The organism is uncultured Paracoccus sp. (assembly GCF_947487305.1).
In the GTDB taxonomy this organism is placed as follows: domain Bacteria; phylum Pseudomonadota; class Alphaproteobacteria; order Rhodobacterales; family Rhodobacteraceae; genus Paracoccus.
In genome coordinates, this window is record NZ_CANKWH010000007.1 from 81,200 (window position 1) to 100,218 (window position 19,019).

Below are 19,019 nucleotides of genomic sequence, written 5' to 3' on the forward strand. Positions count from 1 at the left end.
GAGGACCCCATGCTGCCGCCGATCCTGCAGAACCTGCGCATTCCCGTCGTCGCCTCGCCCATGTTCATCGTTTCCGGCCCGGATCTGGTGATCGCCCAGTGCAAGGCCGGCATCGTCGGCAGCTTTCCGGCGCTGAATGCCCGCGAGAAGGACGGCGATCCGATCCAGCTGGAAGCCTGGCTGACGCGGATCACCGAGGAACTGGATCGCCACAATCAGGCCAATCCCGACCGCCCGGCCGCGCCCTTCGCCGTCAACCAGATCGTCCACCGCAGCAATGCCCGGCTGGAACGCGATATCGAGATCTGCCACCGCCACCGGGTGCCGATCTGGATCACCTCGCTTGGTGCCCGGACCGAGGTGAATGCCGCCGCCCATGACTGCGGCGCCATCGCGCTGCATGACATCATCAACAATGTCTTCGCCAAGAAGGCCATCGAGAAGGGCGCCGACGGGCTGATCGCCGTGGCCGCCGGTGCCGGTGGCCATGCCGGCCCGCAATCGCCTTTCGCGCTGATCCAGGAGATTCGCGACTGGTTCAATGGACCGCTGCTGCTGTCGGGCGCCATCGCCACCGGCCGCGCCATTCTGGCGGCCCGTGCCATGGGTGCCGATCTGGCCTATATCGGCAGCCCCTTCATCGCCACCGAGGAAGCCAACGCGCCCGCCGAATACAAGGACATGATCGTCGAATCGGACGCGATGGATATCGTCACCTCCTCGCTTTTTACCGGGGTGTCGGGCAACTACCTCGCCCCCTCGATCCGCAATGCCGGCCTCGACCCCGAGGCGCTGGCCCATGCCGACGCGAGCAGCATGGATTTCGGCCAAGGTTCGTCGAAGCCCAAAGCGTGGAGCACCATTTGGGGATCGGGTCAGGGGATCGGCGCGGTACGCGAGATCCAGCCAGCGGGGCAGTTGGTCGACCGTCTGGCAGGCGAATATGCCGCTGCCAAGGCCGAACTCGCCGCGATGTAAGTGGCGCGTCCCCCGAAACGACCAAAGGCCCGCCGTTTGACCGGCGGGCCTTCTGCTATCGGATGTCAGCTCGGATCTAGCTGTTATTCGCCGCCGAGAAGGTCGCCGGCTCGCCGGTGACGGTCACGATGCTGCCAACCCGCTGGAAATTGTAGAGGGTTTCCTCGTGCCCGGGCAGCGAGAAGCTGACATCATCGCCATCGCTCAGCGCCATCACCAGCCGCTGCGGCTGATCGGGCGCGGCGTCGCTGACATAGGTGGCGACCAACTCGTAGGCGCCGGCCTCGCCATCGGTGAAATAGAGGCTCATGTCGACGCTCTCGCCCTGCAGGGTGACACCATTCTGCGGCGCGGTCAGGGTAACGCTCTCGGCCAGAACGGCGGCGGGGGCGAGGGTCGCCAGCAGGGCGGCGGTGGCAAGTTTCAGGGTCATGTCGGGTCTCCCATTGAGATGCAGTATTTCGATGACTGGACAAGTGGGGCTTCCCGAAGAATAATAAAAATCGATCCACGATATGATTGGCATAACCAAAATGGATTTACGCCGCAGCGATCTCGGCCTGCTGGTCTCGCTCGACGCGCTGCTGACCGAGCGCAGCGTGACCGCCGCCGCCCGCCGCCTCGGCATCAGCCAGCCGGCGCTGTCGGCTCAACTCGCGCGGCTGCGCGACCTGATGGGGGATGAAATCCTCGTCGGCAACGCGCATGGCATGGTTGCCACCCCACGCGCGCAGGCTTTGCAAGCGCCGCTGCACGCGCTGCTCTCGGACATGTCCGACCTGATCTTTGCCGAGACCGATTTCGACCCCACCACCGGCAACCGGCATTTCCACATCGCCGCCACCGATGTCTCGCTGGCGGTGATCTTGCCCTCGGTGCTGAACACGATCTGCGCCCAGGCACCGGGCATCCGCATCACCACCGGCTCGCTCGATCATGACGACATGGTGGCGGCGGCCGAGGCCGGGAAACTCGATCTGGTCATCACGGCGGCCATTCGGATGCCGCAGGGTTTCCAGACCACCCGCCTGCTGACCGCCCCGAATTGCGTGATTTGGCGGCAGGGCCATCCGCGCCTGACGGGTGAGATCACGCTTGATCAGTTCTGCGAGTTGCCGCAGTTGAATGTCACCCCGGTCGAGGGCAGCTTTCAGGGTCCGATCGACCAGATCCTGACTGCGATGGGGAAGAAGCGCCGGATCAGCGCCTCGATCTCCAGCTATGTGCTGGCGCCGTCGCTGGTCAGGGCCACGGATTTCATCGCCGTGCTGCCCGAGACCATCCTCGATTTCGACGGCGATGGGCTGGTCTCATCCCCTCTGCCCTTCGCGCAGGACCCGCCGGCCATCAGCCTTGGCTGGCATCCGCGCTTCCGCAATGACCGCGCGCATCACTGGCTGCGACAGCTGACCATCGACACCTGCCGCCGGCTCGAGCGGCAGGGGGGCGGGTCCCCGAGCTAGGGCCGCGCAACCACCGTCAGCCATTCGGTCGGCTCGCCACGATAGCCGCCGCCACGCGCCTGACCGATGGACAGATCGTCAAAGCCGGCACTGCGGAACGCGATTTCCAGCGCCTCGCGCGCGGGTCGGTTGAAATAGCGTCCGGCAGCATCCCGGCCCGCCTCGCCCCCGGTCTTGAAGGTTGCGACCAGAACCCCGGCGGGCCTCAGGGCCCGGCGAACCCGGACAAGGATTTCGGGCAGGCCTGCAAACGGGACATGCAACAGGCTGGCATTGGCCAGCACGGCATCATAGCGCGCCACGACCGCCAGTTCATCGAAGCGCATCCGGCGCACGCTCATCCCGGTCCGCGCCCGCGCCTCGGCCACCATCTCGGCCGAACCATCGGTCGCGTCGACCCGGAATCCCGCCGCAAGCAAGGCCGCCGCTTCGCACCCGGCACCGCAACCCAGTTCCAGCACCTCGGCCCCCTCGGGCAGCAGGGCGATGAAATCAGAAAGGCCGGCCCAGATCCGGCCGGCCCCCTCATTCGCATAGTCGGAAGACGACTGCGCATAAAAGCGCAGGGTCTCGTCATCCGAGAAGCGGCTCACGCGTGCTCCAGCAGCGCCTCGCCTGCGGAGACGGTGCAGACTCCGGGCGACTCCTCGATCTGGATCACCTCGACCGACCCGTCCGAGGTCAGCATGGCGCAGCGCTTGCAGCGACCATAAAGGCCGGCCGGCGGGGCGTCGAAATCAAGGCCCATGGCGCGGGTGACGCTGCCATCGGCATCGGCCAGAACCTCGATCCCGGCGGCATCGGCGCCGGTTTCCTTGCCCCAGGCGGTGGCGACGAAGGCGTCGTTCACGGTCAGGCAGATGATCCGGTCGACGCCCTTGGCGCGGAACTGGTCGGCGGTGCGGATGAAGCTGGGCATATGCGCGGTGGTGCAGGTGCCGGTATAGGCACCGGGCAGACCAAAGATCGCCACGCGGCCCGAGGCCAGTTCGGCCATGTCCACCGGCTCGGGCCGGCCACTCTCGTTCAGCCGCATCAGATTGCCCGCGGGCAGCGTGTCACCAACCTTGATCGTCATGCGCTCTCTCCATCAATTGCAACAGATTCGCGGCGAATATAGGGTGCAGGCCGAACACAGACCAGCAGGGGCCTCCATGCGCATTCTCATCATCGGCGCCGGTCAGGCGGCAGCCTCGCTGGCCGCGCGGCTCCGCGCCAAGGGCCATGACGGCCCACTGAGCGTGATCGGCGCCGAGCCGGTCGCCCCCTATCAGCGCCCGCCGCTGTCCAAGGCCTATCTCCTGGGCGAGATGGGGCTGGACCGGCTGATGCTGCGCGGGGCCGAGTGGTGGGCCGAGAATGGCATCGACCTGCATCTGGGAGAACGCGCCCTTGCCATCGACCCCGCCGCGCGGACCGTCACCACCGACCGGGGCCGTCACGACTATGACGCACTTGCGCTGACGCTCGGTGCCACGCCGCGCCGCCTGCCGGCGTCCATGGGCGGCCATTTGCCCGGCACCTTCACCATCCGCGACCTCGCCGATATCGCCGCCATCGCGCCCTTGATGCAGCCCGGTCGCAGGCTGATCGTCATCGGCGGTGGCTATATCGGGCTCGAGGCCGCGGCGGTCGCCCGCAAGCTGGGGCTCGAGGTGGTGCTGATCGAAGCCGCCCCGCGCATCCTCGGCCGGGTCGCAGCGCCCGAGACCGCCGATATGATCCGCGCCCTGCACCGCGCCCATGGAACCGAGATTCTCGAAGCCACCGCGCTTTCCCGGATCACCGGAGAGGACCGCGCCGATGGCGTGGAACTGGCCGATGGCCGCCACCTTCCGGCCGATCTGGTCGTCATGGGCATCGGTATCGATCCCGATACCGCGCTGGCCGCCTCTGCCGGGCTGACCCTCGACAACGGGATCGCCACCGACGCCTTCGGCCAGACCTCCGATCCCGCCATCTGGGCGGCGGGGGACTGCGCCAGCTTCCCCCAGCACGGCCAGCGCATCCGGCTGGAAAGCGTCGGCAATGCCATCGACATGGCCGAGGCTGTGGCGGACAACCTGCTGGGTGCCGCCACGCCCTATGTCGCGAAACCATGGTTCTGGTCTGACCAGTTCGACGCCAAGCTACAGATCGCCGGGCTGAATACCGGCTATGACCGCACGATCAGCCGCCCCGGCGAGGGCGACCATGGCGGCAGCACCTGGTATTTCCGCGAGGGCCAGCTGATCGCCGTCGATGCGCTGAACGACGCCCGCGCCTATATGGTCGGCAAGCGCCTGATCGATGCTGGACGCTCGATCGCGCCCGAGACCCTTGCCGCGACCACCGACCTCAAGGCCCTGCTGAAATGAGGATCGTCGGCGGCAACCTGCGCGGGCTGAAGCTTGCCGATGTCGGCGAGGGCGATGCCGCCGCCCATCTGCGCCCGACCCCCGACCGGGTGCGCGAGGCGATCTTCAACCTGCTGATCAACGGCACCCATGGCAACCCGGTCCCCGGCGCGCGGGTCTTGGATCTCTTCGCCGGCACCGGCGCGCTGGGGCTCGAGGCGCTGTCGCGCGGCGCGGCGCGGGCGGCCTTTGTCGATGACGGGGTGAAGGCCCGGGCGCTGATCCGCAGCAATGTCGAGAAGGCCCGCGCCATGGGCGTCACCGACCTGTGGCGGCGCGATGCCACCGCATTGGGCGAAAACCGTGGTGCCGCATATGACCTGATTTTCCTCGATCCGCCCTATGGTCAGGGACTTGGCGAGCGCGCCATCGCCTCGGCCCTTGCCGGCGGCTGGATCGCGCCCGGCGCGATGATCGTGTGGGAGGAATCGCGTCCGCCCGTGATCCCCGCCCCGCTGACCCAGATCGATCAGCGGCGCTATGGCGACAGCATCGTCACCCTCGCCCGGATGCCATCCATGTGATCCCCGGTGAGCGGGGTTTGTTTTGCCTTGCCGCGCCGTCACAGGCTCAGTTGCGCCACGAGCACAACGAACGAGGCCAATCATGACCCGCAAGACCGCCGCCGTCGCCGCCCTCAGCCCCATTCTCTTCGCGCTGGCCTTTGGCGCCTATGCGCAGGAGGCCGGCCCGACAGGCAATGCCGATATTGATTTCGTCCGCAGCCTGATCCCGCATCATCAGGACACGCTGGCCATGGCGCGGACCGTGCTGGAGCAGGGCAGCGACCCCGAAATCCTTGCCCTCGCCCGCGAGGTCATCGCCGCGCAGGATCAGGACCTCGCGCTGATGCGGCAATGGCTGGATGATCGCGGCCAGGCATCCGTCTAGGCTTCCGCTCCGCGCCTAGCCCCGCCGGGCGATCACCCGCGCCGCCGCCTCGACCGCGCCGCTGCCATGCGGGATGTACAGAGCGATCATCCCGGCCTCCATCGCCGCCAGCGTCCCGAGCAGCATGGCGGCGTTGCAATAGCCCATATGGGCCACGCGCAGCCCGGTCGCCGGATCCTCGGCCCCGAGGCCCACGCCAAGCGTCACGCCCAGGTTGTCGCTCAGCCAGGCCCTGAGCGCATCGGCCTGCGGCACCGTCGCCGCCGTCACCGATTGCGCCCGGCGCGCCGGATCGGCCACGACAAGCCGGATCGCCGGATGGTCCGCGCCCCAGGCATCGAAGGCTGCCCAGCAGGCCTCGGCCAGTCGCTGATGCCGCGCCCAGGCCGCCTTGAGACCCTCGTCTTCCAGCAGCATCCGCAGCGCCTCGTCCAGCCCATAGACAAGCTGCACCGGCGGTGTGCCGCCCCAATATTGCCAGGCGGCTTCGGCCGAGGCACGGGGATGCCAGTCCCAATAGGGCGTGGTCAGATCGGTCGGGCCGCGCCCCTCTACCCGGTCCGAGAACCACGCGAAGGCCAGACCCGGCGGGCACATCAGCCCCTTCTGGCTGGCGGCGATCAGCACATCGACGCCCCAGTCGTCCATCTTCATCGGCGCGCAACCCAGTGAGGCGATGGCGTCCACGACCAGCAGCGCCGGGTGATCGCCCATGGTCGATTTCAGCGCCTGAATATCGGCCCGCGCCGAGCTGGCGGTATCGGTCTGGCAGACACAGACCGCGACGATCCCCTCTGCATCAGCCGCCGCCAACCGCGCGGCCAGCCGCGCCGGATCGGGCGGGGCGAGGCCGAAATCCATCGCCTCGACCGCCACGCCCTGCCGCGCCATCACCTCGGCCCAGCTGCGGCCGAAATGCCCGGACTGGATCACCAGCACCCGGTCGCCGCGGTTGAACAGGTTCGCCGTCACCGCCTCCCATCCGGCATGGCCATTGCCAATATAGCAGGCGAGGTTGGCCTTGGTCCCCGCAACCTGCTTCAGCCGCGCCACAACGCTTTCGATCGCGGCCTGCATCCCCTTGCCATAGATGTCGGGCGAGGCGCGGTGCATCGCCCTGAGCACCCGGTCGGGCGTCGGCGAGGGGCCGGGAATGGCGATGACGGGATGTCCGGTGGCAAGGCGCATGGGGGGACCTGTTTTATGTTCCGCGCCAATCGCTAAGCCGCGCATCCGCCATCGTCAACGCCCCGCAGCCGCGCCTTGCCGCGCGGCGCTCTCCTGCGCTAACAGGGAGCAAGCGACCCGAACGGACAGGCATGAGCACGAAACCCGACAGAACGCCCGGCCTGTTCGCCCGCATGTGGCAGGACTATCTGCGCCCGCACTGGCCGTCGATGACGCTGGCCTTCATCCTGATGACCATCGAGGGCTCGACCCTCGCGGTGCTGTCCTGGATGCTGAAACCGCTTTTCGATCGGGTCTTTGTCGGCGGCGAAACCGGCGCGATCTGGTGGGTGGGCGGCATCATCTTCAGCCTGTTCCTGATCCGCGCCATCACGCTGATCTTCAACCGCACCATTCTGACGCGGGTCTCGCTATCGGTCTCGACGGCGATGCAGACCGACATGCTGCGCCATATACTGACGCTCGACTCGCGCTTCTTCCAGGTCAATCCGCCCGGCGCGCTGATCGAGCGGGTGCAGGGCGACACCACCGCCGTTCAGGGGATCTGGTCCACGTTGATCACCGGGGCGGGGCGCGACGTGGTGGCGCTGGTCTCGCTGTTTTCCGTGGCGATCATCATCGACCCGTGGTGGACGCTGGCCGCGCTGATCGGAGCGCCGGTGCTGATCCTGCCGATGCTGATGGTACAGCGCTATATCCGCCGCAAGATGCGCCAGACCCGCGAACAGGCCAGCGCCCGCGCCACGCGGCTGGACGAGGTGCTGCATGGCATCCGCGCCGTGCGGCTGAACCGGATGGAAGAGGCGCAGACCGCCAGCTATGGCCAGATCGTCGAGCGCATCAAGGAGGCACAGGTCAAGGTCGCCACCATCGGCGCCACGATCCCGGCGCTGATCGACATCGTGACGGGCCTCGGTTTCGTCGGCGTGCTGGCCCTTGGCGGGGCCGAGGTCACGCGGGGCGAGCGGACGGTGGGCGATTTCATGTCCTTCTTCACCGCCATGTCGCTGGCCTTCCAGCCGCTGCGCCGCCTGGGCCTTCTGGCCGGCAGTTGGCAGACGGCCGCAGCCAGCCTCGAGCGGATCTACCAGATCCTCGACACCCGCCCGACCGTCTTTTCCGGCCCGCGCAGCGAGCCGCCGGCCGACACCACCATCCGCATCGAGGATGTCTGGCTGGGCTTTGACGGCCATCCGGTGCTGCAGGGCCTCAGCTTCACCGCCGAGGCCGGCCAGACCACCGCGCTGGTCGGGCCCTCGGGCGCGGGCAAGTCCACGGTCTTCAACCTGATCACCCGGATGATCGATCCCGACAGTGGCGAAATCACTCTTGGCGGCGTGCCGGTGCGCGACTTCACGCTGGAGACACTGCGCGACCAGTTCTCGACCGTGGCGCAGGAATCGGCGCTGTTCGATGAAACCCTGCGCGACAATATCATCATGGGCCGCCCCGGCGCCGACAGCGCCGATCTGTCCCGCGCCGTTACCGCCGCCCATGTGGCCGAATTCACCGAGGGCCTTCCTGCCGGGCTCGACAGTCCCGCCGGTCCGCGCGGCTCGAACCTGTCGGGCGGGCAGCGCCAGCGCGTCGCCATCGCCCGCGCGGTGCTGCGCGATGCCCCGATCCTGCTGCTGGATGAAGCGACCAGCGCGCTGGACACCGCCAGCGAGCGCATGGTGCAGGAGGCGCTGGACACGCTGTCCCAGGGCCGCACCACGCTGGTCATCGCGCATCGCCTGTCGACAATCCGCCAAGCCGACAAGATCGTGGTGCTCGAGGCCGGACGGGTTGTCGAAGAGGGCACGCATGACCAGTTGATGGACAAGGGCGGCGCCTATGCCCGCCTTGTCCGCCTTCAATTCGGGGAAGAGTGAACTATGTCCCTCAATACTGATCGCCGCATCTTCCGCGTCACCGGCGAGGACCGGGTTCCGTTTCTGCAGAACCTCGTCACGAACGACATTTCGCACGGCCCCGCCTGGTCGGCACTGCTGACGCCGCAGGGCAAATATCTGGCCGATTTCCTGACCATTCCCGATGGCGACAGCCTGCTGCTGGATGTGGATGCGCGGCTGGCCGAGGATCTGATGCGCCGGCTGACCATGTACAGGCTGCGCGCCAAGATCGGGCTGGAACTGACTGACCTGACCGTCGCTCGCGGCACCGGCCCCGCGCCGGATGGCGCCATTGCCGATCCGCGCCACCCGGCGCTTGGCTGGCGGCTTTATGGCGGCACGGGCGATGACGGCAGCAACTGGGACGCCATCCGCGTCGAGCACACCATCCCCGAGACGCTGGCCGAGTTGATCCCCAACGACACCTACCCGCTGGAAGCCGGGTTCGAGCGCCTGCATGGCGTCGATTTCCGCAAGGGCTGCTATGTCGGGCAGGAAGTGACGGCGCGGATGAAGCACAAGACCGAGCTGCGGAAAGGCCTCAGAACCCTGCGCGTCGAGGGCGAGGCGCCCATGGGCACGCCGATCACCCGCGACGGGAAAGAGGTCGGTACCCTCTATACCCAATCCGGCGGGCGGGGCATCGCCCATGTCCGCTTCGACCGCTTGGGCGAGGGGATGCAGGCAGGCGAGGCGCGGGTCTTTCTGGAATGAGCCCCGGGGCGGAACCGCCCCCCGGCGCGCCGCCCGTCCCGGTCACGCGCCCGGTCACGCGCAAGATCATCCATATCGACATGGATGCCTTCTTTGCCTCGGTCGAGCAGCGCGACCATCCCGAATTGCGCGGCAAGCCGGTGGCCGTGGGTGGCTCGTCCCTGCGCGGCGTGGTGGCGGCGGCGAGTTACGAGGCGCGGGTCTTTGGCGTGCGCTCGGCCATGCCCTCGGTCACGGCCAAGCGGCTCTGCCCCGACCTGATATTTGTAAAACACCGCTTCGATGTCTATCAGGCCGTCAGCGCCCAGATCCGCGACATCTTCAAGGATTACACCCCGCTGGTCGAGCCGCTGTCGCTGGACGAGGCCTATCTGGACGTGACCGATCATCTCTGGCCCGGCCAGACCGCCACCGAGGTCGCCCGCGAGATCCGCGCCCGCATCCGCGAGACCACCCGACTGACCGCCAGCGCCGGGGTCAGCTATAACAAGTTCCTGGCAAAGCTCGCCTCGGACCAGAACAAGCCCGACGGGCTGTGCGTCATTCCGCCCGAGAAGGGGCCGGAGTTCGTGCTGTCGCTGCCGGTCGGCAAGTTCCACGGAGTCGGCCCGGCCACGGCGAAGAAGATGCAGGCCATGGGAATCGCCACCGGCGCGGACCTGCGGGCGCAGCCGCTGGAGTTCCTGCAAAAGCGCTTTGGCAAGTCCGGGCAATATTACTGGAACATCTCGCGCGGCATCGACCATCGGCAGGTCCGCCCCGACCGCATCCGCAAATCCGTCGGGGCCGAGAACACCTATTTTACCGATCTGATGACGCTTGATGAGATCACCGAGGCCTTAGCGCCGCTGGCCGGCAAGGTCTGGCGGCATCTCGACCAGCGCGAGTTGCACGGGCGAACGGTGACACTGAAGGTGAAGTTCGCCGATTTCCAGCAGATCACCCGCGCCCGCAGCCTGCCCCGACCGGTGGCATCCGAGGCCGAAATGCTGGCCATCGCCTGCGAACTGGCGGCGACGGTGCTGCCCGATCCGCGCGGGGCGCGGCTGTTGGGGATCACCCTTTCGGGCTTCGATCACCCCGAGAGCGAGGCCGAGATGACGCAGCTTGACCTCTTCGACTGAACGGCCCCGCCCGTGCCCGGAAGGGGCCAGTTCACAGGGCGGTTCAGCCGCGCATCTTCTTCAGCACGATCCCGACGACAATCTGCAGGATCATCCCGGTGACGCCGCCGCCCACCAGGTTCGAGGCCAGCGCGCCGATATCCATGCCGCCGGTCGCGGCTGCAGCATCCGCCGCGCCCGAATTCAGCAGCCCGCCGAGGATCTGCCCCCCGCCCAGCCCCCCGAGCGCCCCGGCGATCATGTTGCCGAGACCGCCCATGTCCGAGCCCTTGACGATCTTGCCGCCCCCGGCGCCGCCGGCAATACCGCCGATCAGCTGCCCCAGTATCTGTTCCATATCTTCCTCCCGTTGATGCCCCTCCTTTTCGCGGAGTGTGGCTGGCGGGATTGGATCATTAACAAAGATTAACGCAAGAGATTTCAGGGGCGTGACGCAAGGTCAGGTTCCGCGCGGCTTGGCCCGCGTGGTCGGGTCGGCCTCGGTCGGGTCCTCGGGCCAGGGGTGGCGCGGATAGCGCCCGCGCATGTCCTTCCTGACATCGGAATAGGACGAGGCCCAAAAACCCGGCAGGTCCATCGTCACCTGCACCGGCTTGCCGCCCGGTGACAGCAGCGAAATCCGCAGCGGCCGCCCGCCGACGGTCGGGTGGCGGGTGACGCCGAAGAGCTCTTGCAGCCGCAGCTCGATCGAGGGCGTCTCGTGGTCGTAATCGATCGGCACCTTGCGCCCCAGCGGGGTGGTGAAATGCGGCGGTGCCTCGCGGTCCAGCCGCTGCTGCCCGTCCCACCCGATCAGCGCCAGCAGCGGCTGGGTCAGGTCGAGCGCCCTCAGGTCGGCCAGCGTCCGCGTCTTGCCGAGCCAGGGCAGAAGCCAGTCACCCTCGGCCAGCAGGCTGGCATCATCCACGGCGGGCATGCCCGGAACCAGCGCGATCCGCGCCCTGAGCCGCGCCGCCGCGGGCTTCCATGTCAGCCCGTCGAGCCGCAGCCCTTCCAGCGCCGCCCGCGCCACCGCGTCCTCGGGCGCATCGGGCCAGACCTGATCTGACAGGACCAGCGCCCCCAGCCGTTCCTGCCGGCGGGTGCGCACCCGGCCCTCGCGCCGTGACCAGTCGCACAGCGCCACCGCCTCGATCCGCTCGCCGTAAAGGTCGCGCAACTCGTCTTCGCGGATCGGTGCGGCCAGCCGCACCCGCGCCTCGCGCGCGTCGCCGTCAAGATCGACCGCCACGATCAGCCGCTGCCCGGCCAGTGGATCGCCGACATCGAGCACCGCGCCCTTGCCGCCCGACAGCACGAAACGCGGCTCGTCGCCCTTGCGCCTGAGACCAATCCGGTCGGGATAGGCCAGCGCCGCCATCGCCCCCGGCGACAGCGCGGCGGCCCCCCGCCCCTCGCAGGAGGCCACCAGTCGCTTCAGACGTTTCGCCTCGTCGCGGATGCGGTGCAGCGCGGGTAACGAGGCGTCGTGCGCCAGCCGCACCTTGGGATCGCGGATCGCGGTCAGACGCAGCGACAAGTCCGAGGGCGCGCCGCGCAGCGGATCACGATCGCCGATCAGCGCCGCCAGATCCGCTGCCTCCGGGCCGGCGACCGTCAGCATATGCGCCAGACGGGGATGCAGCGGCAGGCGCGCCAGCACCTTGCCGTGATCGGTGATCCGCCCTGCGGCATCCAGCGCCCCCAGCCCCGACAGCAGCGCCCGCGCCTCGGTCAGCGCACCTTCGGGCGGCGGCGTCAGGAAAGCCAGAGCGCCCGGTTCCGCCCCCCAGGCCGCAAGTTCCAGCGCCAGCCCGGCCAGATCGGCCACGGCGATTTCGGGCGGGGCGAAGGCGGGCAAGCCGCCCTCCTCGGCGCGCGCCCACATGCGGTAACAGACCCCCGGCGCCACCCGGCCCGCACGGCCGCGCCGCTGATCGGCCTCGGCCCGGCTGACCCGCTCTGTCACCAGCCGCGACATGCCGCTGCCCGGGTCAAAGCGCGCCCGCCGCGCCCGACCGGCATCAACCACCACCCGCACCTCGGGGATGGTCAACGAGGTTTCGGCAATCGAGGTCGCGAGTACGATCCGCCGCTGCGTCCCCGGCACCGACAGCGCCGCTCGCTGCGCCTTGGCATCGAGCGCACCATAAAGCGGCAGCACCTCGCAGCCGGTGCTACCCAGCAAGCCCGAGACTCGCCGGATCTCGCCCTCGCCCGGCAGGAAGGCCAGAACCGTGCCCCCCGTCGCGCGCGTCTCGGCCTCGGACTCGGCAATCAGCCGCGCCGCCGCGTCGATGAAGCGCGCGCCTGCCGGCAGGGGCCGGTCCAGCCAGCGGGTCTCGACCGGAAAGGCGCGACCTTCGGACCGGACCACCGGCGCATCCTCCAGCAGCGCCGCCACCGGCTCGGCCTCCAGCGTCGCCGACATGACCAGCAATTGCAGATCGGGACGCAGCGCGCCGCGCGCCTCCCAGACCAGCGCCAGACCCAGATCGGCATTCAGGCTGCGTTCGTGAAACTCGTCGAAGATGACACAGCCGACGCCGTCCAGCCCCGGATCGGACTGGATCATCCGGGTCAGGATCCCCTCGGTCACAACCTCGATGCGGCTGCCCGCCACCGTCTCGCCCCGGATGCGATAGCCGACGCGCTGCCCCACCGGCTCGCCCAGGGTCGAGGCCATCCGCTCCGCCGCCGCCCGCGCTGCCAGGCGGCGCGGCTCCAGCATGATGATCTTGCCCGGCACCTGATCCAGCAGCGCCAGCGGCACCCGCGTCGTCTTGCCCGCACCCGGCGGCGCCACCAGCACCGCCCGGCCATGCGCCGCCAGCGCCGCACGCAGCGCGGGCAAAGCATCATCTATGGGCAACCGATCCAGCATGTCGGGGGTTATGGCAGAGCGTGGCAGGTCGTGAAAGTCCGGCCCTAGGAAATCAGGCGCCCCGTGGCTATCTTCACCGGGCCGACAAGAAAAACAGAGGCAGGCATGGGTATTGGCAGCGATCTGATGCAGGGCTTGGGTCTTTCCGACCCGGTCATCCGGCTTGGCGTCACCGGGCTCAGCCGTGCCGGCAAGACCGTGTTCATCACCAGCCTCGTTGCCAACCTGATGGATCGCGGGCGGATGCACGCGCTGCGCGCCGCCGCCGATGGCAGTATCAAATCCGCATGGTTGCAGCCCCAGCCCGACGATACCGTGCCGCGTTTCGACTATGAACGCCACCTTGCCGCACTGACCGGCCCCGACCCGCACTGGCCCGAGGGCACGCGCCATGTCAGCCAGCTACGCCTGTCGCTCAGGGTGCAGCCGCAAGGCCTGTTTGCCGGGCTGAAGGGGATGCAGACCATCCATCTCGATATCGTCGATTACCCCGGCGAATGGCTGCTGGACCTGCGGCTGATGGAGCGTGACTTTGCCGAATGGTCGGCCGAGACGCTGGACCGGATGCAGGGACGCCCCGGAACCGAGGCTTATGAGGCCACGCTGGCGGCGATCAACCCCGAGGCGCGCTTTGACGAACCCACGGGGCAGCGGCTGGCCGAGATTTATACCGCGCATCTGCGCGAGACGCGCGAGGCCGGATTCTCTGACTGCACCCCGGGCCGCTTCCTTCTGCCGGGCGAGATGGCGGGTTCGCCCGCGCTGACTTTTGCGCCGCTGCCGGCGACCCTGTCGGGCAGCCCGCTTTACCGTGAATTCCGCCGCCGCTTCGACGCCTACAAGTCGCGGGTGGTGAAGCCCTTCTTCCGCGATCACTTCGCCCGGATCGACCGGCAGGTGGTGCTGGTTGATGTGCTGGGTGCTATCCATCAGGGGCCGCAGGCGGTCGAAGACATGCGCCGGGCCATGGCCGATATCCTGACCGCCTTCCGCCCCGGCCGCGCCGGCTGGCTGTCGCAGCTTCTGGGCACGCGGCGGGTCGAGCGCATCCTGTTCGCTGCTACCAAGGCCGACCATCTGAACCATGTCCAGCATCCGCGCCTGACCAATATCCTGACCGCGATGCTGCGCGAGGCCCGCGACCGCGCCGATTTTTCGGGCGCGCGGACCGAGGCCATGTCGATCGCCGCGCTGCGCACCACCACCGAGGACGTGATCCGGCAGGGCGACGAAGAGCTGCCGGCCGTGCGCGGCACGCTGATGGACGGGCGGCAGGCGGCCTTCTATCCCGGCGAATTGCCCGCCGATCCGGCGGTGCTGCTGCATCCCGCCCGCGAGGGGGCCGAGCACTGGCTGGATGCGGATTATGCCATCATGAACTTTGCCCCCGCCGCCCAGACCGCGCGGCAAGGCGACGGGCCGCCGCATATCCGGCTGGACCGCGCTGCTGAATTCCTGATCGGGGACCGGATATGAGCGACGAGACATCCAAGAAACGCGGCCCGGTGCTGATCGAACTGGGCGAGCCGTCGCGCGCCCCGCGCCCGGATCCGCGCCCCTTTGCCGGTGACGAGCCAGAGCCTGCGCCGCAGCCCCGCCCCGCCGCCCCGCGCGTCGAGGCCCGGACCGAGAGCCGCGACAGCACGCCGAACCCGGCCGATGCCGCACCCATCGATGATGGCATGGCCGCCCTGCCCCGCCCGCGGACGATGGAGATGGTGACCCGGCTGGTGGGCAGCGGCCCTTCGCCGCTCACCCGCTTTTTCATCAACAGCGGGGTGGCGCTGTTCACCTTTCTTCTGTCCATCGCCGCGCTGAACTTCATCAACCGGCTGATGAACGCCTATCCGCTTCTGGGCTGGATCGGGGTGGCGCTATTCGCGCTGTTCACCTTTGCCGCGCTGCTGATGGCCTTCCGCGAATACCGGGCCTGGGCACGGTTCGCGCGGATCGACCAGATCCACCGCGCGGCGGGAACGGCGCTGGCCAATGGCGATCTGGCGGCGGCGCGGCAGGTCACGGGCCAGCTGCAATCGCTTTATGGCAAGCGGCCCGAACTGGACTGGGCGCGGCAGAACCTGAAGGACCGCGAGGGCGATGCCTTCGACGCGGCAACCCTGCTTGGCATGGCCGAGACCAACCTGCTGGCGCCGCTGGACCAGCAGGCGCGGCGCGAGATCGAGGCCGCCGCCCGCACCGTCGCCGCCGCCACCGCGCTGATCCCGCTGGCGCTCGCGGATGTGCTGGCGGCGCTGGCGGCCAACCTGCGGATGATCCGGCGAATGGCCGAGATCTATGGCGGCCGCGCCGGCGCGGTCGGCGGCTGGCGGCTGGCGCGCACGGTGATGACCCATCTGGTCGCCACCGGCGCAGTGGCGGCGGGCGATGACCTGATCCACACCATGGCCGGCGGCGGCGTTCTGGCCAAGGTCAGCCGCCGCTTTGGCGAGGGCGTGGTCAATGGCGCGCTGACCGCCCGCGTGGGCATTGCCGCGATGGAGGTCTGCCGCCCGCTGCCCTTCATCCACCAGCCCCGCCCAAAGGTCGGCAATCTGGTCACGCGGGGGCTGCGCGGGCTTTTCGGCACTGATGACAGCCCGGCGGCGCAACAGCCAAGGCCCGAGCGCGAGGACTGAGCCGCTTGCGGCTCAGCGCGCCAGTTGCGGCAGGGGAATGCTGATCCGGTGACTGAGGCCGGCCTCGCTGCGGCTGGTCTCGAACTGCCCCTGCAACTGACCCTCGATGGTCATTTCCAGCAACTGCGAACCGAAGCCCGAGCCGTTCGCCGGCCCCTCGGTACCAGGCTGGGCCGTGGCCACGCCCTGCTCGATCCAGTCGAGTTGCAGATGATCCGCGCCAAGGCGCCAGCCAAGCCGCAGGCGGCCATCGGGCAGGCACAGCGCCCCGTATTTCACCGAATTCGTCGCCAGTTCGTGCAGTGCCAGCGCCAGATGGGTGGTGGCCTTGGGACCAAGTGGCACGTCCGGGCCGATCGCTTCGATCCGGTGCGCATCGCTCTCTTGGTCATAGGGCGCGAGAAGCGAGGCCAAGAGCTCGTCCAGCGGCACACCGGCTGCCGCAGCAGGGTCCAGCGCCGAAGTCGGCACGATCAACTGGTGCGCACGCGCCAGCGCATTCACCCGCGCCTCGATATCGCCGGCCAGCGCCTCGACATCCTGATGCTCGCGCCGGGCCAGCCGCACCATGCCGCCGACCATGGCAAAGAGGTTCTTCACCCGGTGGTTCAGCTCGGTCAGGATCATTGCCCGCTCGGCCATGCTGTGACGCAGGGCCAGCTCCGTCTCGACCACTGCCGCCAGATCGCGCAGCGACGCGGCCTGATCCTCGGTCCAGTCCTGCGGCTCATGATCGATGGCGCAGAGCGAACCGATCACCTGCCCGCCCGGCGCGTGGATCGGCACGCCCAGATAGGCGATGACCCCCAGCCCCGCCACCGCGCCGTTCTGCGACAGCAGCGGATGTGTGCGGGCATCGCTGACTGCCAGCGGCTGATCCGAGGTCACGACATATTGGCAGAACGAACTGGACAGCGGGGTCTCGGTGACGGTGGCATTCTCGCCTGCCAGCCCCTCGCGCGCCTTGAAGGCCTGATGCCGGTCATCGACCAGCGTGAACAACCCCACTGGCACGCCCGTCACCTTGGTCGCCAGCCGAACCACCCGGTCGAAGGCTTCTTCCGGCAGGCTGTCGATCAATCCGGTGGCCGTTACCGCAGCCAGCCGGTCAGGGCTGGCAAGCTCCCGTCGATGGGCCTCGGTCTCGGTATCGGGAAAGGGATGTATCACGTTGGGGGAGTCGCCGGAACAGCTGCGCAAGGTTCTGTCATAAAGACATTCGCGCGCCCGTCCACCGATTATTGCGGCATTCCGCCGCAGCGCCGGGCGACGCAACGTAACTTTCCGGACCGATCACAGGCAGCGGTCAGTTGCCCGCCGCTTCGCCGACCTGCGCATCGGTGGCCTCGTCCTCGGGCGTGACGGGGGCGGTGGCCGGTGCTTCCGGCGCGCCTTCCACATCGCTGCCCTCGGTGGCCGGTGCCTGACCCCCGCCTTCGGGCGCGGCCTCGCGGGTCAGCCGGTCATCGTCCCATTCTCCCGCCGCCACCTCACCCGAGGCATAGCGCAGGACACCCTCGCCCTGACGCTTCCCGGCCTCGAAATGGCCCGTATAGCTGTCGCCATTGGCATAGGTCGCCACGCCCTCGCCGTCGATCTGGCCCTCGCGCCAGCCGCCCTCGTAGGTGAAGCCGTCGGGCGAGGTCAGCTTGCCCTTGCCCTCGCGCAGCCCGCCGACGAAATCGCCGGTATAAACCGTGCCATCGGGATAGGTCGCCTGTCCGGCCCCCTCGCGTTTGCCGTCGGCCCAGGCCCCGTTATAGACATAGCCGTTGGGATAGGTGATCCGCCCCTGCCCCTGATAGCGCGCATCGCGGAAGCTGCCCTCGTAGACCATGCCATTGGCATAGCTGGCCTTGCCATCGCCGGTGATCAGCCCGTTCAGCCAAGCCCCTTCATAGGTCGAGCCATCGGCATAGGTGATCTTGCCGCTGCCATCCGGCAGGTCGTTCTTCATCTGGCCCTGATAGACCGAGCCATCGGCATAGGTCAGCGTGCCCTGCCCTTCCATGCGGCCCTCGACCCAGGTGCCGGTATAGACATAGCCGCCCTTGCCGGTGAAGGTGCCGGTGCCGTGGCGCTGGTCGGCCTTGAACTGGCCGTCATAGACATCGCCATTGGCATAGGTCTCGATCCCCTGCCCCTCGCGCTTGCCATCGGCCATCTGGCCCTCGTAGGCATAGCCGGTACCGTCCTGCGTCAGCCGGCCGGTGCCGGCCATCTGCCCGGCGGCCCAGATGCCGTCATAGACGGTGCCGTCCTGCATGGTCAGCTTGCCCCGACCCGCGCGCTGCCCGGCCAGCATCCCGCCCTCGTAGATCGAGCCGTCGGGATAGGTGATCTTGCCCTGACCCTCCTTCACGCCGCTGACCCAGTCGCCATCGTAACGGAAGCCGTTGGGCTGGCTCATCACGCCCTTGCCCTGATGCAGCCCCTTGACGAATTGCCCGGTATAGCTGCTGCCATTGGCATAGGTGGCGACGCCCGCGCCGGTGATGTCACCCGCCAGCCAGTCGCCCTCGTAGGTCGAGCCGTCTGCATAGGTGATCTTGCCCTTGCCATCCGGCAACCCGCCGGCAAAGCGCCCCTCGTAGACCGAACCATTGGGATATTTCGCCAGACCCTGACCCTTGATCTCGCCATCGACCCAGTCGCCCTCGTAGCGATATCCGCTTGGCAGGGTATAGGTGCCGCGCCCGTGCTGGCGGCCATTGCGGAAGGTGCCTTCGTAGATGGCGCCATCCTCGTATTGCCGGGTCACGATGTCCTGCGCGAAGGCCATATTGCCGCCCGCAGAAATCCCCGTCCCGGCAATGGCGATCAGAAGCGCCAGCCCGCCCATGCCTGCCTTCATTCCGCCCGCCTTCCGTT

Annotated in this window: 18 protein-coding genes; 10 read left to right on the forward strand and 8 right to left on the reverse strand. The window is 68.3% G+C overall.

Features of this window, described 5'->3' with window-relative positions; all coding sequences use genetic code 11:
- Positions 1-9 precede the first annotated feature (9 nt).
- On the forward strand, positions 10-978 hold the full coding sequence (locus Q1A36_RS10445; RefSeq protein WP_299843223.1) for a nitronate monooxygenase family protein: 969 nt from the start codon (positions 10-12) through the stop codon (positions 976-978).
- A 76-nt stretch (positions 979-1,054) separates the two neighbouring features.
- On the opposite strand, the gene Q1A36_RS10450 is transcribed toward Q1A36_RS10445, so the two are convergent.
- On the reverse strand, positions 1,055-1,411 hold the full coding sequence (locus Q1A36_RS10450; RefSeq protein WP_299843226.1) for a hypothetical protein: 357 nt from the start codon (positions 1,409-1,411) through the stop codon (positions 1,055-1,057).
- 100 nt (positions 1,412-1,511) lie between these two features.
- On the opposite strand from Q1A36_RS10450, the gene Q1A36_RS10455 reads away from it, so the two are divergent.
- Entirely contained in the window at positions 1,512-2,441 is a 930-nt protein-coding gene (locus Q1A36_RS10455; protein WP_299843229.1) for a LysR family transcriptional regulator, read from the forward strand.
- Here the strand turns inward: Q1A36_RS10455 and Q1A36_RS10460 are convergent.
- Both Q1A36_RS10460 and Q1A36_RS10465 read right to left on the reverse strand, forming a co-directional pair.
- Positions 2,438-3,034 carry a class I SAM-dependent methyltransferase gene (locus Q1A36_RS10460; RefSeq protein ID WP_299843232.1) on the reverse strand — a complete coding sequence of 199 codons (597 nt, stop codon included), beginning with the start codon at positions 3,032-3,034 and terminating at the stop codon, positions 2,438-2,440. The two genes, Q1A36_RS10455 and Q1A36_RS10460, sit on opposite strands and share 4 nt — an antisense overlap.
- A complete protein-coding gene (locus Q1A36_RS10465) occupies positions 3,031-3,519 on the reverse strand; it encodes a peroxiredoxin (RefSeq protein WP_299843235.1) in 489 nt (162 codons plus the stop codon). Before Q1A36_RS10465 ends, Q1A36_RS10460 begins: the two co-directional genes overlap by 4 nt.
- Positions 3,520-3,595: 76 nt before the next feature.
- Here Q1A36_RS10465 and Q1A36_RS10470 point away from each other — a divergent pair, with 76 nt between their 5' ends.
- From Q1A36_RS10470 to Q1A36_RS10480, 3 genes are all read left to right on the forward strand, one after another.
- The gene (locus tag Q1A36_RS10470) at positions 3,596-4,798 is read left to right on the forward strand and encodes an FAD-dependent oxidoreductase (protein ID WP_299843237.1); all 1,203 of its coding nucleotides are present in this window, start codon (positions 3,596-3,598) and stop codon (positions 4,796-4,798) included.
- Positions 4,795-5,361 (forward strand): 16S rRNA (guanine(966)-N(2))-methyltransferase RsmD, encoded by a 567-nt coding sequence (gene rsmD / locus Q1A36_RS10475; protein WP_299843240.1) that lies wholly within the window; start codon positions 4,795-4,797, stop codon positions 5,359-5,361. The genes Q1A36_RS10470 and rsmD overlap by 4 nt, the downstream gene beginning before the upstream one ends.
- 82 nt (positions 5,362-5,443) lie before the next feature.
- Positions 5,444-5,728, forward strand: a complete 285-nt coding sequence (locus Q1A36_RS10480) for a DUF305 domain-containing protein (protein WP_299843243.1) — start codon at positions 5,444-5,446, stop codon at positions 5,726-5,728.
- A 15-nt stretch (positions 5,729-5,743) separates the two neighbouring features.
- Here Q1A36_RS10480 and Q1A36_RS10485 read toward each other — a convergent pair whose 3' ends face one another.
- Positions 5,744-6,916: an aminotransferase class V-fold PLP-dependent enzyme gene (locus Q1A36_RS10485; protein WP_299843246.1), complete on the reverse strand. Its 1,173-nt coding sequence runs from the start codon at positions 6,914-6,916 to the stop codon at positions 5,744-5,746.
- Between the two features lie 131 nt (positions 6,917-7,047).
- On the opposite strand from Q1A36_RS10485, the gene Q1A36_RS10490 reads away from it, so the two are divergent.
- From Q1A36_RS10490 to dinB, 3 genes are read left to right on the forward strand one after another with little or no spacing between them, the layout of a single operon-like run.
- Positions 7,048-8,790: an ABC transporter ATP-binding protein gene (locus Q1A36_RS10490; protein WP_299843249.1), complete on the forward strand. Its 1,743-nt coding sequence runs from the start codon at positions 7,048-7,050 to the stop codon at positions 8,788-8,790.
- A 3-nt stretch (positions 8,791-8,793) separates the two neighbouring features.
- Positions 8,794-9,525 (forward strand): folate-binding protein, encoded by a 732-nt coding sequence (locus tag Q1A36_RS10495; protein ID WP_299843252.1) that lies wholly within the window; start codon positions 8,794-8,796, stop codon positions 9,523-9,525.
- Positions 9,522-10,649: a DNA polymerase IV gene (gene dinB / locus Q1A36_RS10500; RefSeq protein WP_299843255.1), complete on the forward strand. Its 1,128-nt coding sequence runs from the start codon at positions 9,522-9,524 to the stop codon at positions 10,647-10,649. The genes Q1A36_RS10495 and dinB overlap by 4 nt, the downstream gene beginning before the upstream one ends.
- 43 nt (positions 10,650-10,692) lie before the next feature.
- Here dinB and Q1A36_RS10505 read toward each other — a convergent pair whose 3' ends face one another.
- Together Q1A36_RS10505 and hrpB are read right to left on the reverse strand one after the other, a co-directional pair.
- Complete coding sequence (locus tag Q1A36_RS10505) at positions 10,693-10,986, reverse strand: hypothetical protein (protein WP_299843258.1); 294 nt, start codon at positions 10,984-10,986, stop codon at positions 10,693-10,695.
- Between the two features lie 102 nt (positions 10,987-11,088).
- A complete protein-coding gene (gene hrpB, locus Q1A36_RS10510; RefSeq protein ID WP_299843261.1) occupies positions 11,089-13,512 on the reverse strand; it encodes an ATP-dependent helicase HrpB in 2,424 nt (807 codons plus the stop codon).
- A 105-nt stretch (positions 13,513-13,617) separates the two neighbouring features.
- Between hrpB and Q1A36_RS10515 the strand changes: the two genes are divergently transcribed.
- Complete coding sequence (locus tag Q1A36_RS10515) at positions 13,618-14,988, forward strand: YcjX family protein (protein ID WP_299843264.1); 1,371 nt, start codon at positions 13,618-13,620, stop codon at positions 14,986-14,988.
- The gene (locus tag Q1A36_RS10520; protein ID WP_299843267.1) at positions 14,985-16,148 is read left to right on the forward strand and encodes a TIGR01620 family protein; all 1,164 of its coding nucleotides are present in this window, start codon (positions 14,985-14,987) and stop codon (positions 16,146-16,148) included. Before Q1A36_RS10515 ends, Q1A36_RS10520 begins: the two co-directional genes overlap by 4 nt.
- A gap of 12 nt (positions 16,149-16,160) precedes the next feature.
- Here Q1A36_RS10520 and Q1A36_RS10525 read toward each other — a convergent pair whose 3' ends face one another.
- Both Q1A36_RS10525 and Q1A36_RS10530 read right to left on the reverse strand, forming a co-directional pair.
- The gene (locus tag Q1A36_RS10525; protein ID WP_299843270.1) at positions 16,161-17,318 is read right to left on the reverse strand and encodes a GAF domain-containing protein; all 1,158 of its coding nucleotides are present in this window, start codon (positions 17,316-17,318) and stop codon (positions 16,161-16,163) included.
- A 136-nt stretch (positions 17,319-17,454) separates the two neighbouring features.
- Positions 17,455-19,002 carry a 2-isopropylmalate synthase gene (locus Q1A36_RS10530; protein ID WP_299843273.1) on the reverse strand — a complete coding sequence of 516 codons (1,548 nt, stop codon included), beginning with the start codon at positions 19,000-19,002 and terminating at the stop codon, positions 17,455-17,457.
- Positions 19,003-19,019: the final 17 nt, after the last annotated feature.